This is a genomic window from Amycolatopsis sp. La24 (assembly GCF_029087445.1).
GTDB classification, from domain to species: Bacteria; Actinomycetota; Actinomycetes; order Mycobacteriales; family Pseudonocardiaceae; genus Amycolatopsis; species Amycolatopsis nivea.
Genome location: NZ_JARACH010000064.1, coordinates 1 through 14,916 on the forward strand (window position 1 = coordinate 1; position 14,916 = coordinate 14,916).

The following is a 14,916-nucleotide window of genomic DNA, read 5'->3' on the forward strand; positions in this document are numbered from 1 at the left end:
CGGCTGCGGGGGGGTGGGGTCGGGGGGCTTGCGCCCCAATGTGGCATTGGGTGCGTGGGATGCACCCAATGTGGCGTTCGGTGCGTGGGACGCAACCAATGCCGCATTGGGGCGGCATCCGGTCAGGTGGCGGGACGGTCTGTGAAGGGCTCCTTGAGGGAATCAGAGTCAGTGAAGAGGCACCTCACGACCTGGTGGAGGGTCGTGAGGGGAACCCTGAGGGAATCAGAGTCAATGAGGGTGGCCCTCACGGACGGCGCTGGCGGAGATCCGCCATCCAGGGGTGGATTTCCGGGTTTCGCCTATTTCGGGAACAGGGGGACGGTCAGGAGAGTTTGCAGAGAGAGGCGGAGGGAACCGACTGCATCTACTTGCGTGGGGGTGGTGAGCCACTGGACCTGGAGGCCGTCCATCAGTGCGATGAAGGTGAGTGCCGCCAAGTCCGGGTCCGTGCCGGGGCGCAGCTCGCCTGTTTCGGCGAGCGCGCGGAACGACTGGGCGATGCTCTCGCGGGCCTCGCGGTAATGGCGGGCGAAGTAGGCGTGTGCGGGGTGGTCTTCCGACACGGCTTCGGCGGCGAGGCGGGAGTACACCTCGACGATGCCCCGGTGGCGGATGTTGTATTCGGCCAGCGCGATGAAGCGGCGCAGGACTTCCAGGCCGGGCGGGGCGGAGAGTTGTTCCCGGACGGCGTCCTCGGCGTCGCGGCGTTCCAGGACTGCCGCGAGCAGCGCTTCCTTCGTCGGGAAGTGGTACAGCAAGCCGGCGTGGGTGATGCCTGCTCGTTTGGCTATTTCCCGCAGCGACGCACCGTGGTAGCCGGCCTCGCCGTACACCGCGGCGGCCGCCGACACGATGTCGTCCCGGCGGATTCTGCCCTTCAGGTAGCCCTCGCTCACGGCGCGGCGATCGGTTCGGCTTCCACCCGCCCATCATGCCCCAGCCCGTCCCGCACCCGTGTTCCTGACTGGACCCGACCCCCGAAGAGGAGCCGAGCCCGATGACCGAGCTTTCCCCGCCCCCGGTGCTGCCCCGCGCGGCGCGCGTCGGCACCTGGATCGTGTTCGCCCTGTGCGGGTTCGCGGTCGGCATGTGGGTGGTGCACATCCCGGTGATCGAGCGCGCGACCGGCGTCTCGCACACCGCGCTCGGGGCGCTGCTGCTCGTGCTCGGCGGATCGGCGCTGATCGGGATGCAGGTCACCGGGCCGCTCGCGGACCGGTTCGGGCATCCGCGGGTGGTGTCCGTCGCGGGGGTGCTCGTCGGGGTCGCGGTGGTGGTGCCGGGGTTCGCGGCGAACTGGTGGACGCTCGGGCTCGCGCTCGCGGCGTTCGGGTTCTTCAACGGCTCACTGGACGTCGCGATGAACGCGCACGCGGTGGTCGTCGAACGCGCTTATCCGCGGCCGATCATGGCGGCCTTCCACGCGATGTGGTCGATCGGCGGTGCGATCGCGGCCGTCGTCGGTGCGGCGGTGCTGGGCGCGGGCGTGCCGACGCTCGTGTCGCTCGGCGGTACCGGAGTCCTGTGCATCGTGGTTTCGCTGGTGGTCCGCCGGTACTTGCTCGACTCGTCAGAGGAGACCGCCGAAGAAACCACCGAGGAAGCCAAACCGGCCCGCACCCCGATGCGCGTGGTGTGGCTGCTCGGTCTGCTGGCTTTCGCGCTGATGCTGTCCGAGGGCGTCGCGAACGACTGGGCCGCGCTGTATCTCCGGGACGGGCTGGGGACGTCCGAAAGCACCGCCGCCCTGGCTTACGGCTCGTTCGCGGTAGCGATGACCGTCGGCCGGTTCGCGACCGACCGGGTGGCCGCGCTGGCCGGACCGGTCGCGGTGGTCCGTTACGGCAGCGGGCTCGCCGCGCTGGGACTGGCGATCGCGTCGCTCGCGCCGTGGGTGCCGCTGTCGTTGTGCGGCTGGGCGTTGTTCGGGCTCGGGCTGTCCGGGGGCGTCCCGCAGCTGTTCACCGCGGCGGGCAACCTGGACAAACGCGCGTCGGGGGCGCTGATGGCGCGGGTGGTCGGCGTCGGCTACGTCGGGCTGCTGGCCGGCCCGGCGATCATCGGCGGGCTGGCGCACTGGGTGCCGCTGAACGTCGCGTTCCTGCTTCCGCTGGCATTGTGCCTGGTGGCGGTAGTGTTCGCGTCCGCGATGAAGCCCCGCGGCTGAGTCATCCGCCGCAGGCCCGCGGCTCCAGGGCCTGGCCTCCGCCGGACAGCGCGACCGTTCCGGACTCCCCGCCCCCGCCTGCCGCGACCACCGTACACACGATCTGCGCGACCGCGTTCGGCGACAGTTCCCGGACGTTCACGCCGATCTCCGCGTCCGAGACCCCGATGGCGATCGGTTCGAACGACGGCGGAAGCTCCGTCGTGTAACCGCTGGCCCGTTCGTCCTCGTCCGGCCCTCGCTCCAGCGCGCGGACCCGGTCCGCGGCCACGTCGCCGATACCGGTGCGCACCACCGGAACGACCTTGCCGTTCAGCACGAAATACACCGTCGCCGTGTGCCCGTTGTTCCCGTTCGGCGGGCCGCTGGGCGCGTTCTCCCCGGGGATCACCCCGCTGGGCCGCACCCCGCAGCCGTTCGCCAGCACCAAGACCGCGAGCAACGCCAGCCACCGCTTCATCGCCGTACCTCCCGAGGCAGCCGCAAGGTGAACACCGCGCCGCCTTCGGGCCGGTTGCCCGCGGTCAGTTCCCCTTGGTGCAGCCGCGCGTTCTCCCAGGCGATCGCGAGCCCGAGCCCGCTCCCTTCCGACCGGCTGCGAGCGGTATCCGCCTTGTAGAACCGGGAAAACACGTGCGGAAGCACCTCCTCGTCCAAGCCGGGGCCGGAATCCTCGACGGTGAGCGTGACCCCCGCCTGGTCGCCCCGCAATCGCACGGTCACCGGCTCCGCGCCGTGCCGCAACGCGTTCCCGACGAGGTTGGCCACGATCACGTCGAGCCGACGCGGATCGACCCGCGCCCGGATCCCTTCCGGCAGGTCGGTCTCCACCGCGAAACCGCGCGCTCGCAGCGTTGCGCGAACCGCCTCGGCCACGTCGACGTCGTCCACCTCGAGCGAAGCGGTGCCGGAGTCGAACCGGGTGACCTCGATCAGGTCGTTCACCAACCGCGTCAGGTTGTGGGTTTCTTGGCTGACCAGCCGCACCGCCTCGCCCGCGGCGTCCGGCAGCCGCTTCGCTTCGGCGTCGAGCATGTCGGTGACCGCGGTCATCGCGGCGAGCGGCGTGCGCAGTTCGTGGGACACGTCGGCGACGAACCGTCGTGCGTCGGCTTCCATCCGGCGCAGTTCGCCGACGTGGCGTTGCAGCGAGTCGGCGGTCGCGTTGAACGTCTCGGCGACGCTCGCCAGTTCGTCACTGCCGCGGACGGCGATCCGGGCATCGAGGTCGCCCGCGCCGAGCCTGCGCGCCGCGCGTTGCAGCTCGCCGACCGGTCGTAACACGCTGCCTGCGGCCAGCACGGCGAGGATCAACGCCACCACCAGCGCGGCCCCGCCGGCGAGCCACGCGTCCCTGGCCAGCCGGTTCACCGCGTCGATTTCCGCGTCGAGATTGCGCAGTTCGTAGATCTCGATGCCGGACGGGATCGTCGGATTCCGCCGGTCGCCGGTCGAGATCAGCAACGGCGAGCCCAACAGCAGCTGTGTCACGCCGCCGACGTCCACGCGCTGCCACGCGACCCGCCCGGACCGCACGACCGCCCGCAGTTCCGGCGTGATCACCGAGGCGGGCATGTCGCCCGCGCTGTGGCCGCCGCTCGTCACCAGCGCGGCCGTTTTCCGGCCGTTCAGCCGGTCGGCGACCGATTGCAGCGCGCTCGTGTCCACCGGCTGCCGGGGGAGCGGGTACAGCTGCTTGAGCTGGTTCGTCATCTCGGTGGCGGCGTTGTCCTGGGTGCGCTGCAGGATCCCGTTCCTTGCCTGCACGTAGCCGATCCCGGCGACGGCCATCGCGGTGAACACGCTCAGCAGTGCAAAAGCCACCAGCAGCCGGGTGCGCAGCCCGCGCAGCCGCCAGCCGGTCACAGCGGCCCGAAGCGATAGCCGAAACCGCGCAGGGTCTGGACGTACACCGGTTTCGCCGGGTCGTCCTCGATTTTGGCGCGCAGCCGCTGCACGCACGCGTCGACGAGCCGCGAATCGCCGAGATAGCCCTGGTCCCACACGGATTCGAGCAGCTGCTGACGGCTCAGCACGCGCCCGGGCACCGACGACAGTTCCAGCAGCAGCCGCAGTTCGGTCGGCGCGAGCCCGATCACCGTGCCGTGCTTGCTGACCACGAGGCCTTCACGGTCGATCGTCAGGTCTCCGTGCCGTTCCGGGCCCGGTTTCGCGTCCGCGCTGCGCGGTTCGCCGCCGGTCCGGCGCAGCACCGCGCGGATGCGCGCCTCCAGCACCCGGGCCTGCGCGGGTTTGACGACGTAGTCGTCGGCTCCGGCTTCGAGCCCGGCCACCACGTCGATGTCGTCGTTGCGGGCGGTGAGCATGATGATCGGCAGGTCGCCGGCGGCGCGGATGCGGCGGCAGACCTCGAAGCCGTCCATCCCGGGCAGCATGAGGTCGAGGACCACGACGTCGGCCGGGTCCCCGGCGAGCCGGGCGAGGCCTTCCTCTCCGGTCTCCACCGCGTCGACCGTGTGGCCCTGGTACGTCAGGGCCAGCCGCAGGCCGTCGCGCACGGCCTGGTCGTCTTCGATCAGCAGCACCCTCGGCATGTCTCCCACTATCGCAGTCCGCCCGTCCGGCCGCCCGGACAGTCCACAGCGGACGGCCGGAGCCCAGCCTGCCCGGCCCGGATCCCCGCGCGGTGCGTGCCGTGTCATCGTTCGGTAACAGCGCCGCCGCGGCGAACTGTTACAGAGCTGTCAAACTCCGAGCGCAGTGCGCGCACACTGGGGCCCGAAAGTGGACCCCATGATCGAGTCGCTTCGCCGGCCCCGGGTCCTCGCGGCCGTCACCCGTCTTCTGGCGCTGACGCTGCTCCCGGCCGCGTTCCTGCGTTCGCCCGGCCGCGGCCGCTACCTGGCCTGCCAGTGGGCGCTCGCGATGCGCTACCCGGCCGAGGACCTGGCGGGCCTGAGCGAACCGGCCCGCGCGGCCTTCACCGCGGCGCGCGCCGAGGCGTTCTGGCGAGACCATCAGCTCATCGGCCTCACCTCGGGCCACCGCGATGCCGCGCACCAGCACCGGCTGTTCGCCGAAGAGGTACACCGCACCGGCTCCGTCACCGCGGCCCGGCGTCGGGTGCTGCCACCGCACGAGTCGGCACACGTTCGCGGCACAGCGCTCGACGTACGTCCGACCGAAGGCGCGGCGTGGCTGGAGCGGCACGGCGCGGAATACCGGCTGTATCGCCGCTACGACAACGAATGGTGGCACTTCGAGTACCACGCGGACACCGTGCCGATGCGGTTGCCGGACCCGGGAGCGCTGCGTCCGTTGTCGATGGCGCGGGCCGCCAGCTAGGGCGATTTCCCGTGCGCGGCACGGGATTCCAGGTATCTCCGCTCGGGAACGCAGAGCGTTTTCCGTGCCGCGGAACGGTAATAGCCCCGAGCTTGCTCGGGCTCGCCCGCCAGGTCGAGCAGGTGCGCGCGCACGACGTCGACGCGGTGGTGTTCGTCCAGTCCGGCGATCTCGTCCAACTGCCGCAACCCTTCGCGGGCGCCGTGGACCATCGCGACCGGAACGATCCGGTTCAGTGCCGCGACCGGACTCGGCGCGAGGGCGAGCAGCAGGTCGTAGAGGGCGAGGATCTGCGGCCAGTCGGTGTCCTCGGCGCGGGCCGCCTCGGCGTGCACGGCGGCGATCGCGGCCTCGAGCTGATACGGCCCGAGCTGGGCGGTGACCAGGGTTTTCCCGATCAGGTCGAGCCCTTCGGCGATCGCGGCGGCGTCCCAGCGGGTGCGGTCCTGCTCGGCCAGCGGCACGGCGGCACCGTCCGACTGGGTCCGCGCGGGGCGCCGGGCGTCGGTGAGCAGCATGAGCGCGAGCAGCCCGGCGACCTCGCCGTCGTCGGGGACCTGCGCGTGCAGCTGCCGGGTCAGCCGGATCGCCTCGGCGGTCAGCTCGACCCGGTTGACAGCGGTCCCGGAACTGGCGGTGTGCCCCTCGGTGAAGATCAGGTACAGCACCTGCAGCACCGCGGCCATCCGCTCGGCCCGTTCGCCCGGCGGCGGCATCCGGAACCGGGCCCCGCTGAGCCGTTTCTTCGCCCGGTTGATCCGCTGGCTCACGGTTTTCTCCGGAACCAGCAGCGCCCGGCCGATCTCCGCGGTGGTGAGGCCGCCGACCGCGCGCAGCGTCAACGCGAGCTGCGACGGCTTGGCGAGTTCGGGGTGACAGCACAGCATCAGCAGGGTCAGCGTGTCGTCCTCGGTCGAGGCCAGTTCCGGTTGGGGCACCGCCAGCGCGGCGACCGTCTGCTCGCGCTGCCGTCGGGCGGACTCGCTGCGCTCGATGTCGATGCGCCGGCGTGCGGCCGCGGTGATCAGCCAGCTCTTGGGGTTGTCCGGCAGGCCCTGTTCCGGCCATTTCACGGCAGCCGACAGCAGCGCTTCCTGCACCGCGTCCTCGCAGAGCGTGAAATCGCCGAACCGGCGGCAGACAGCGGTGAGCACCTGCGGCGCGAGGTCGCGCAGGAGCTGTTCGAAACCGGCCGGGGGAGTCAGAGATCCAGCTCTTTCACGTTGCGGATCGGCCGTACCTCGACCTTGCCGTACAGCGCGTCCGGCACCCGCGCGGCGTGCTCCAGCGCCCGCTCCATGCTCTCGCATTCGACCAGGTAGAAGCCGACCAGATGCTCCTTGACCTCGGCGAACGACCCGTCGCTCGCTACCGCCTTGCCATCCTGCACGGTGACGCACTTGGCTTCGGCGGGATCGGCCAGCCCGTCGCTGAGCACCAGCTCGCCGGACTCCTCGAGCGCCCGGTCGAGCGCGAGGTGGCTCCGGCCGAACGCGGCCTTCTGCTCGTCCGAGAACTCCTCCCAGAGCGCCCGGAACCGCGGGTTGCTGTGGATCATGATCAGGTACCGCACGACGGCCCCCTCCGAAAACTTTTTCGCCGCCGGTTGTCGCCTCGCGGATTCCGGCTCCGACGTCCCCCGTGTCCAGGTCAGCTGAAGAAGGAGCATAGCCGTGCGGAAGATCGTGGCCGGACTGTCGGTTTCGCTGGACGGGGCGACCGAGTCGCCGCCGGAGTGGATGATGCTGAACCACGAGGCGGACGAGGTGATCCGCGCCGGCATCGCCGAATCGGACGCCGTCCTGCTTGGCCGGAACACCTACGCGGACTTCGCCCGGATGTGGCCCGCGCTGGGCGACTCGTCGCCGATGGCCGCGTTCCTGAACAACACCTCGAAGTACGTCGTGTCGAGCACGCTCACGGAAGTGGCGTGGAGTGGTTCGACGTTGCTCGGCCCTGATGTGGCGGCCGAGTTGACCGCGCTGAAGAGCAAGCCGGGCAAGAACATCCACATTCCCGGCAGCCCGCGGCTCGTGCGGTCGCTGCTGCTGACGGGCTTGCTCGACGAGCTGAACCTGCTGATCCACCCGATCGTGCTCGGTTCGGGCGAGCGGCTGTTCTCGACGGCTTCTTCCCGGGCTGACCTCGAACTCGTCGCTTCCCGGACGTTCGGCAATGGCGTCCTCTGCGTGACTTACCTCCCTCGGCACTGACAATTATCCAGGAGGAAAAATGTTCGACACCAGCAAGGCATTCAGCGGTTTCTCCGTCGACGACATCCCGGCCGCGCGGAAGTTCTACGCCGAGACGCTCGGCATCGAGGTCACTGAAAACTGGGGGATGCTGCGGCTGCGTCTCGCGGAAGGGCGTGAAGTCCTCGTCTACCCGAAGGGCGACAAGCACGTTCCGGCCGAGTACACCATTCTCAACTTCCCGGTGGACGACATCGACCAGGCAGTCGCGGACCTCGGCGCGGCCGGGGTTTCCTTCGAACCGTTCGACGGCGTCGACGAAAAAGGCATTTTCCGGCTCGGCGGTCCACTGATCGCGTGGTTCCGCGATCCGGCGCGGAATATTCTTTCCGTGCTTCAGGAAAACTGAGGACAGGACCGAAAAACTGAAGATGCCGGAACGCGCGCCCGGATGAGAAGTTGGAGGCATGACGACAGTTTCGGGGCCGGCTCGCACGAGCTGGCGGGGAGTGCTCGCGCTGGCGGCGGCGGTGGTCGTGGCCGCTTCGGCAATGGGCTTTTTCCGGGCTTTCACGATGCCCGGAATGGACTCGATGGACGCGATGGGTCCGCCGGGTTCGACAGCCGACCGGCGGCTGCACGGCATGGCGCTGGCCGACATGCCGGAAATGTTCGTCGCCGGCGCGGCATTGCTCCTCGCGCTGGGAGCCGCGCTCGTCCTCGGCCGGACGCGGCAGGGCGCGGTCCCAGCGGTCCCGGCTGTCCTGCCTCCGCAAACGGTCCGGGGAAGGCGGACGATCGCGGTGGTCGCCACCGCCGCGCTCACGATCGACATCAGCAAGACGTCGACGCTGGGGTTCGTCATCCCCGGCCTGCGCACGGAATACGGCATCGACGCCTCGACCGCGTCGCTGCTGGCGGTGAGCGGGCTGTCCGGCACGGCGCTGGGCGCGTTGCTGTGCAGCAGGCTGGCCGAGCGCATCGGCCGCCGGGCCTGTTATCTGCTCGCCACGCTCGGGTTCACCGCCACGAGCATGTGCGGCACCATGCCGGATTTCGGCGGCAACGTGGTGATGTGCTTCCTGATGGGCATCGCCGTCGGCGGGCTGGCTCCGATGCTGATCACGGTGCTCAGCGACCTCTTCCCGGGGCCGGGCAGGGGAGCGGCGGTCACCGGCCTGTCGATCCTCGCGACCGCGATCGGCTACCTGGTCGCGTCCGGTTCCGCGTTGTGGCTGGAGCCTGTCTTCGGCTGGCGGGTGCTGTGGCTCATCGGCGCTCCGACCGGGCTGCTGCTGGCCGCCGCGGCAGCCGTCATCCCGAATCAGCGGAGCACCCGCGCGCCCGCCGCGGCGGAGGACAACTGGCTGGCGCGGAACACGCTCACGACCCGGCTGCAATGGGTGTTCGCCTTCTCGATCGGCTTGACCACATTCGGCCTGACCACCTGGGTGCCGACCCTGTCCCGCGTCGGCGGCCTCCCGCTGACCACGGCGAACGCCCTGCTGACCGGATCCGCGGTGGCGATGGTGCTGTGCGCGGGACTGCTGGTCCTCGGCTACCGCCGCTTCGGCCCGATCGGCGTCACGGTGCGGCTGGCCGTCTGCGTCACGATATTGCTGTTGGCGCTCGCGGTGTCGGGATGGGCGGTAACCGCGCCGTGGCTGTCGGCTGCGGTGCTGACGGTCGCCTTGCTGGGCGTCAACACGATGGCGGCGGTGTTCCTGCCAGTCGCCGCCGATGTGGCCGACGACGGCCTGCGCGGGCGAGTCGCGGGGTCGGTGTCGTTCTTCAACCGGCTCGGCGGACTGGCTGGCCCGCTGGTGCTTTCGCTGCTGGTGAGGTCGGTGTCGGAGGTACTGGTTTCGGTCGCGCTCCTGGCAATGCTGTGTGGTTCGGTCGCGGCCTATACGAGCCGTCGACAACGGGTGCTGCGGAAGGCCGCAGCGGTCAGAACCGCCGCGTGAACGGCAGCGGACGGCGCATCCGCACCAGCAGCAGCAACGGAACCAGCACGTAGGGGAGGTTGAACGCGAGGAACTTGGCCGGGTTGCCGGTGCGCGTCGCCGGGTCGCCGAAGAACTCGACGCCGAACACGACGATCCCGGTGAGCGTGACGATCATCGTCGCGTAGACCACCGCGAACAGCTGGATCCCGTTGCGGCCCGCGACGAGGCACCAGACGAGCACGACGTAGAACGGGAGGTAGACGAACGCCGACAGGCCGGTGACGATCCGCATCCAGTCCGGCGGGTGCATGAAGAGCGGGTCGGCGTCGTGGGCGTACCAGTAGTTGGAGTCGACGAAGAAGTTGCCGGTCGGCCGCGAGAAGTCGACGCCGACCGTCGGCAGCAGGTCGCTGATCAGCGACGTCACCGTGAACGCCGAGAAGATCACGGCGAAGAAAATGTCGATCTTGCGCTCGCGCAGGGGCAGGTTCGCCGTCGTGGTGCCCATCGGCGGATTGTAGGGCGTCGCAGCGGCGATTTCGGCAGTACAGTCGCGGTCATGAACGCGTTCCAGGTGTGCCTCTGGGTGTGCGCGGGCGTGTGCGCCGGCTGCTGGCTGCTGTCGGTGCTCACCAGGGAGTACTCCTGGGTGGACCGGATCTGGTCGGTCGTCCCGGTGGCCTACGTCGGCATCTTCGCCGGGCACGCGGGGTTCGCGGACGCGCGCCTGAACCTGCTGTTCGCGCTCGTGTTCCTGTGGGGCGCGCGGCTCACGTTCAACTACGGCCGCAAGGGCGGCTACGCGCCCGGCGGCGAGGACTACCGCTGGGCAGTGCTGCGCGGCCGGATGGCGCCGTGGCAGTTTCAGCTGTTCAACCTCTTCTTCATCACGCTCTACCAGAACGTGATCCTGCTGCTCATCACGCTTCCCGCGTGGACCGCGCTCGACCACCAGACTCCGCTGGGCGCCGCCGACATCGTGCTGGCCGTCGCGTTTCTCGCGTGCCTGGCCGGCGAGACGATCGCGGACCAGCAGCAATGGAACTTCCACCAGTGGAAGAAGCGCGAGACCGCCGCCGGGCGCACTCCCGAACCGCGGTTCGCGCAGACCGGGCTCTTCCGGTTTTCCCGGCATCCCAACTTCTTCTTCGAGCAAGCGCAGTGGTGGCTGGTGTTCCTGATCGGCGTCTCGGCGGCCGGCGCGGTCACCTGGACGATCGCCGGTGCGGTCCTGCTGACGGCGCTGTTCATCGGCTCGACGATCTTCACCGAGAGCATCACCCTCGGCCGCTACCCCGAGTACGCGGACTACCAGCGGCGAGTCTCGCCGATCGTGCCGTGGTTCCCGCGCCGGGCCGACCGCCGCGGAAGCGCCGTCGGGTCCACTTCGGACTGAGTCCGGCCCGCGGTGTGACCGCCCTCACGGGAATGCCGTGAACCTCCCCGGTGTCCGATGAGTCGGAAGGGATACCGTTCGCCCGGTAGGGTCACGGTTCACACGACTGGGGGTAGTTTCATGATCGGTTTCGAAACCGACCTCGACGACCTGCGCAAGGCGAGCGGGTTCGTCGCGAACGCCGGGGACGCGGCGGAGACCGCGCGCGGCGGAGTGCGCAGGCTGGACCTGCCCGACGCGGTCGGCCCGGCCGCCATCATCGGCTCGATCGACCTGTTCGGCGGCGGCCCGACCACCGCGTTCGGCGGATCGCTCGGCATGCCCAAGATCGCGGCGGCCTACGAGAACCACCGCGCGAAGGTCGAGGAAGCGCTCGCGAAGCTGGCCTACACGACGCATCAGGCGAGCGAAGCGCTCAAGCGCGTGGCGGAGCTGTACGAGGCGTCGGACGCCGAGGCGCAGTCCGCGGTGCGGCGCGCGGGCGGAGAGGTGCGCTGACGTGAGCGAGCAGGAAGACTACTTCGGGCTCAGCGGCGGCTCGGACGGGCGTCCGCGTGCGGAACTGCTCGAAGGCATCAGCGAGGATCTGCACAAGGGCGCCAACGACGCGCTCGACGGGCTGGAATTCCTGCGCTACGCGGAGTTCTTCAAGTTCTCTGCGATCAAAGAGCTGTACGAGTCGTACCAGGACAAGGTCACCGAGGTCTTCCGGGAGTTCTCCGAGGCCGACCTCAAGGACACCGGCGGCGGCCTGCAGTCGATGATCAACTCGTACGAGCCGGTGTGGAAGAACCTCAGCCGCGGGTCGATCACCGAACTGCGCCGGGCGAAGGAACTGCTGGGCTCGTGGCGCGGCAACGCGGCCGAGGACGTCAAGACCTACCTTGACCGACTGTCGGAGGCTTACGAGGCGCTCGCTGCGGAGATCACGGTCGTGGAGAGCGACATCGTCGCCGCCCGCGACGGCGTGTGGGCCGCGCGGGACGACCTCAGTTCGCTCGCCCTGACGTTCCGGGAAACCGCCGAGAAGTACCAGAAGGAGAAGGCCAAGGAAGGCGAAATCTCCTGGTCCAAGGTGGCGGCGGTGGCGTTCACCGGCGCTCTGGTCGGGATGCTCGCCGTGGTCGCCATCCCGGGCGGAGCCGTGGCCGCGGCGGGCGGCCTGTCGATGAGCGCGGTCGGCGCACAGGCCGCTGTCGCGGGTGCGGGCGCCGGGCTCACCGAGGTGACGGCACAGGCCTCGGCGAAGGTCGAAGGCGACAATGCGGACGACATTTTCCAGAGCTTCCTCAGCGGCGTGGACAAGATCCGTTCGCACATGCAGGAATCGGCGGGCCGGCTGGCGGACAAGATCCACGAGAAGTCGGTCAACCTGCCCCCGGTGCCGAACCCGCCCGACGTCAGCCCCGGCGATTCGTTCGACCCGGCCAACTTCGAGACCTCGAACACCCCGAAGGGCACCGAAAAGCGGGTCCGGGACCGGAACGTCGACATCGCGCCGGACGGTTCGGTGTCGCAGCCGCTGTCGCCGTCCGCGATGGACTGACGTGCCCAGTCCGGAAGAACTGATCCAGGCTCTGTCCGCGTTGTCGGTCGAGGCGTCCTCGCCCGGCGACGCGGTCACCGCCACGGTCAACACCGACGGTGTCCTCACGGGACTGAAACTGTCCGGCACAGTACGGAATCTGCCGCCGGACGAGCTGGCCGCGCTGGTGCTGCGTACGTACGCCGAAGCGCAACGGGAATCGGCGAACCGCACGGCGGCGCTGCTGGCTCCGCTCGGCACCCGCGGATACGTGATGGACCGCCTGAAGTGGCGGGCCGGGTTCACGCCCGAAGCCGCGCCCGCGACTCCGGCTCCCCGGCGACTCGCTCCGCCCGCCGAGCCGAGGCCGTCTCCCGCGCCTGCCGAGCCGAAACCCGTTGCCGCGCCGGAGAAGCCCGCGGTCTCCCGGAACCCGGCGGCCGCTTCGGCTGTGCAGGGCGAGGGCGACTACCTCCGCAACCGCACCTCCGACCCCGAACGTTCCGCGGAACCGGAGCGCCCGGTGAGCGACGAGGATTGGTACGAGGCTGGCGTGCGGTTCGACGAGGCTTGGTAGCCGAGCAGTCCGGTGAAAAGGTCTTTGCCGATACGGAGACGACCACCGTCGTCTCCGTATCGCCGGTGTCGCCATCGCGGCATCGAACGCTCCTTGTGAGCGACCAGGCGTGGTAGCCGTTCAGCCGAGCGTGCCCTCGTCACCGAGCAGCTTGCGCAACCCCGGCAGCACCGCGGAAAGGTCTTTGCCCGTCCGGAAAGCGACCACCGTCGTCTCCGTCTCGCCGGTATTGCCGAACAGCGCGACCGTGTCCGCCATCGCGGCGTCGAAGGCCGCCTCCGGATCCGCAGCCTGCCCCCGCAACCATCGCCGAAGGACGTGGTTGTGCGCCGTCACCACCGCGGCCGCCATGAGTTCGGCGCGCAGCGCGGTTTCTTCGCCGCCGCCCATCCAGCGGTGGACGAATTCCTGGAACAGCCGTTGATACTGCCGCGTGCCCGCGATTTCGCGCGCGCGTAGTGCGGGCACGCTGCGGGTGAGCCGGTAGCGCGCCAGCGCGAGATCGCCCTCCGCGACGTAATGCCGCAGCACCAGTCGCGCGGCTTCGGTGACCGCGACGATCGCGGTGCGCGGATCGGATCCGGCCAGCCGGGCCTCGATCGCGCTCAGCAGCACCTCGTGGTCGGGGAAGATCACGTCCTCTTTGGACCGGAACGCACGGAAGAACGTGCTGCGCCCGACGCCCGCGCGGTCGGTGATGTCGTCCACCGTCGTCTGGTCGTAGCCGCGTTCCTCGAACAGCGCGAACGCGGCCTCGGTCAGCCGTTGCTTGGCCGGTTTCTCGGGCATCGGGCCACCTTTCGCACGCACGCTGCGGCCAGCCTAATCGGACGCGGCCGCGCGGGAGCAGGGTGACGTGGGCCACCCCGCTCTCGCCTACTGGTCGGTACTGAGTACCGTTATCATGAAACCAAGTACCGGAGGGATGGGTGAGGCACGTGGAGCTCGTCGGCGTGGTCGGCTGCGGCCAGATGGGGGCGGGGATCGCCGAGGTGTGCGCCCGGGCCGGGCTGGACGTCGTGGCGGTCGAATCGAGCCGGGCGGCCGCCGACGCGGGCCGGGCGCGGCTGGAGGCCTCGCTGGGGCGGGCCGAGCGCAAGGGGAAGATCGCGTCCGCGGCCGAGGTGCTGGACCGGATCCGGATCACCGAGGACCTCGACGACCTGGCCGACCGCACGCTCGTCGTCGAGGCGATCGTCGAGAACGAGACGGTCAAGGCGGAGCTGTTCGCGAAGCTGGACAAGATCGTCGCCGCGCCGGACGCGGTGCTGGCCTCCAACACCTCGTCGATCCCGATCATGAAGCTCGGCACCGCGACCGAGCGCCCGGCGCAGGTGCTCGGCATCCACTTCTTCAACCCGGTCCCGGTGCTGCCGCTGGTCGAGCTGGTGCCGAGCCTGCTCACCGGCGACGAGACCACCGACCGCGCGCGGAAGTTCGCCGAGGAGACCCTCGGCAAGCACGCCATCCTGTGCCAGGACCGCGCCGGATTCGTGGTGAACGCGCTGCTGATCCCGTTCATCCTCGCCGCGGTGCGCATGCTGGAGTCGGGTTTCGCGACGAAGGAAGCCATCGACGAGGGCCTCGTGCGCGGTGCCGCGCACCCGCAGGGCCCGCTCGCGCTGGCCGACCTGATCGGACTGGACACCACGAAGGCGGTCGCGGAATCGCTGTACGAGGAGTTCAAGGAGCCGCTGTACGCGCCGCCGCCGCTGCTGGCCCGCATGGTCGACGCCGGCCTGCTTGGCCGCAAGACCGGCCGCGGCTTCTACACCTACTGAGTTCCGGCGAGGAGAACCCG

The 14,916-nt window shown here is 69.9% G+C and carries 18 protein-coding genes; 10 read left to right on the top strand and 8 right to left on the bottom strand.

The genetic code is table 11. The features are described from left to right. Nucleotides 1–302: 302 nt before the first annotated feature. A complete protein-coding gene (locus tag PUT80_RS37835; protein WP_037818576.1) occupies nucleotides 303–899 on the bottom strand; it encodes a TetR/AcrR family transcriptional regulator in 597 nt (198 codons plus the stop codon). A gap of 101 nt (nucleotides 900–1,000) precedes the next feature. On the opposite strand from PUT80_RS37835, the gene PUT80_RS37840 reads away from it, so the two are divergent. Then, on the top strand, nucleotides 1,001–2,170 hold the full coding sequence (locus PUT80_RS37840) for an MFS transporter (RefSeq protein ID WP_275294987.1): 1,170 nt from the start codon (nucleotides 1,001–1,003) through the stop codon (nucleotides 2,168–2,170). 1 nt (nucleotide 2,171) lies between these two features. Here PUT80_RS37840 and PUT80_RS37845 read toward each other — a convergent pair whose 3' ends face one another. Genes PUT80_RS37845 through PUT80_RS37855 form a run of 3 tightly spaced genes read right to left on the bottom strand, consistent with a single transcriptional unit; the run spans nucleotide 2,172 to nucleotide 4,725 of the window. Further along, the gene (locus PUT80_RS37845; protein ID WP_275294988.1) at nucleotides 2,172–2,630 is read right to left on the bottom strand and encodes a hypothetical protein; all 459 of its coding nucleotides are present in this window, start codon (nucleotides 2,628–2,630) and stop codon (nucleotides 2,172–2,174) included. Next, the gene (locus PUT80_RS37850) at nucleotides 2,627–4,036 is read right to left on the bottom strand and encodes a sensor histidine kinase (protein ID WP_275294989.1); all 1,410 of its coding nucleotides are present in this window, start codon (nucleotides 4,034–4,036) and stop codon (nucleotides 2,627–2,629) included. Before PUT80_RS37850 ends, PUT80_RS37845 begins: the two co-directional genes overlap by 4 nt. Next, nucleotides 4,033–4,725, bottom strand: coding sequence for a response regulator transcription factor (locus tag PUT80_RS37855; protein ID WP_275294990.1), 693 nt, complete (start codon nucleotides 4,723–4,725; stop codon nucleotides 4,033–4,035). Before PUT80_RS37855 ends, PUT80_RS37850 begins: the two co-directional genes overlap by 4 nt. Nucleotides 4,726–4,924: 199 nt before the next feature. Here PUT80_RS37855 and PUT80_RS37860 point away from each other — a divergent pair, with 199 nt between their 5' ends. Beyond that, a complete protein-coding gene (locus PUT80_RS37860; protein ID WP_275294991.1) occupies nucleotides 4,925–5,476 on the top strand; it encodes a D-alanyl-D-alanine carboxypeptidase family protein in 552 nt (183 codons plus the stop codon). On the opposite strand, the gene PUT80_RS37865 is transcribed toward PUT80_RS37860, so the two are convergent. Continuing rightward, nucleotides 5,473–6,681 carry a sigma-70 family RNA polymerase sigma factor gene (locus PUT80_RS37865; RefSeq protein ID WP_275295026.1) on the bottom strand — a complete coding sequence of 403 codons (1,209 nt, stop codon included), beginning with the start codon at nucleotides 6,679–6,681 and terminating at the stop codon, nucleotides 5,473–5,475. The two genes, PUT80_RS37860 and PUT80_RS37865, sit on opposite strands and share 4 nt — an antisense overlap. After that, nucleotides 6,678–7,049: a YciI family protein gene (locus PUT80_RS37870; RefSeq protein ID WP_275294992.1), complete on the bottom strand. Its 372-nt coding sequence runs from the start codon at nucleotides 7,047–7,049 to the stop codon at nucleotides 6,678–6,680. Before PUT80_RS37870 ends, PUT80_RS37865 begins: the two co-directional genes overlap by 4 nt. Nucleotides 7,050–7,149: 100 nt before the next feature. On the opposite strand from PUT80_RS37870, the gene PUT80_RS37875 reads away from it, so the two are divergent. From PUT80_RS37875 to PUT80_RS37885, 3 genes are read left to right on the top strand one after another with little or no spacing between them, the layout of a single operon-like run. Beyond that, entirely contained in the window at nucleotides 7,150–7,689 is a 540-nt protein-coding gene (locus PUT80_RS37875) for a dihydrofolate reductase family protein (protein ID WP_275294993.1), read from the top strand. Between the two features lie 19 nt (nucleotides 7,690–7,708). Continuing rightward, on the top strand, nucleotides 7,709–8,077 hold the full coding sequence (locus tag PUT80_RS37880; RefSeq protein ID WP_037818603.1) for a VOC family protein: 369 nt from the start codon (nucleotides 7,709–7,711) through the stop codon (nucleotides 8,075–8,077). Between the two features lie 58 nt (nucleotides 8,078–8,135). Then, nucleotides 8,136–9,635, top strand: a complete 1,500-nt coding sequence (locus tag PUT80_RS37885) for an MFS transporter (protein WP_275294994.1) — start codon at nucleotides 8,136–8,138, stop codon at nucleotides 9,633–9,635. Here PUT80_RS37885 and PUT80_RS37890 read toward each other — a convergent pair. Further along, complete coding sequence (locus PUT80_RS37890) at nucleotides 9,619–10,125, bottom strand: emopamil-binding family protein (RefSeq protein WP_134663457.1); 507 nt, start codon at nucleotides 10,123–10,125, stop codon at nucleotides 9,619–9,621. The two genes, PUT80_RS37885 and PUT80_RS37890, sit on opposite strands and share 17 nt — an antisense overlap. 51 nt (nucleotides 10,126–10,176) lie before the next feature. Here PUT80_RS37890 and PUT80_RS37895 point away from each other — a divergent pair, with 51 nt between their 5' ends. The 4 genes from PUT80_RS37895 (at nucleotide 10,177) to PUT80_RS37910 (ending at nucleotide 13,115) form a co-directional block, all read left to right on the top strand. After that, complete coding sequence (locus tag PUT80_RS37895; protein WP_275294995.1) at nucleotides 10,177–11,013, top strand: DUF1295 domain-containing protein; 837 nt, start codon at nucleotides 10,177–10,179, stop codon at nucleotides 11,011–11,013. 120 nt (nucleotides 11,014–11,133) lie between these two features. Further along, nucleotides 11,134–11,511 carry a hypothetical protein gene (locus PUT80_RS37900; protein WP_037818608.1) on the top strand — a complete coding sequence of 126 codons (378 nt, stop codon included), beginning with the start codon at nucleotides 11,134–11,136 and terminating at the stop codon, nucleotides 11,509–11,511. A gap of 1 nt (nucleotide 11,512) precedes the next feature. Further along, nucleotides 11,513–12,559, top strand: a complete 1,047-nt coding sequence (locus tag PUT80_RS37905) for a hypothetical protein (RefSeq protein ID WP_275294996.1) — start codon at nucleotides 11,513–11,515, stop codon at nucleotides 12,557–12,559. A 1-nt stretch (nucleotide 12,560) separates the two neighbouring features. Then, on the top strand, nucleotides 12,561–13,115 hold the full coding sequence (locus PUT80_RS37910) for a YbaB/EbfC family nucleoid-associated protein (RefSeq protein ID WP_275294997.1): 555 nt from the start codon (nucleotides 12,561–12,563) through the stop codon (nucleotides 13,113–13,115). A 120-nt stretch (nucleotides 13,116–13,235) separates the two neighbouring features. Here the strand turns inward: PUT80_RS37910 and PUT80_RS37915 are convergent, their stop codons facing one another. Next, nucleotides 13,236–13,904, bottom strand: a complete 669-nt coding sequence (locus PUT80_RS37915) for a TetR/AcrR family transcriptional regulator (RefSeq protein ID WP_037818612.1) — start codon at nucleotides 13,902–13,904, stop codon at nucleotides 13,236–13,238. A 140-nt stretch (nucleotides 13,905–14,044) separates the two neighbouring features. On the opposite strand from PUT80_RS37915, the gene PUT80_RS37920 reads away from it, so the two are divergent. Continuing rightward, nucleotides 14,045–14,896, top strand: coding sequence for a 3-hydroxybutyryl-CoA dehydrogenase (locus PUT80_RS37920; RefSeq protein WP_275294998.1), 852 nt, complete (start codon nucleotides 14,045–14,047; stop codon nucleotides 14,894–14,896). Nucleotides 14,897–14,916: the final 20 nt, after the last annotated feature.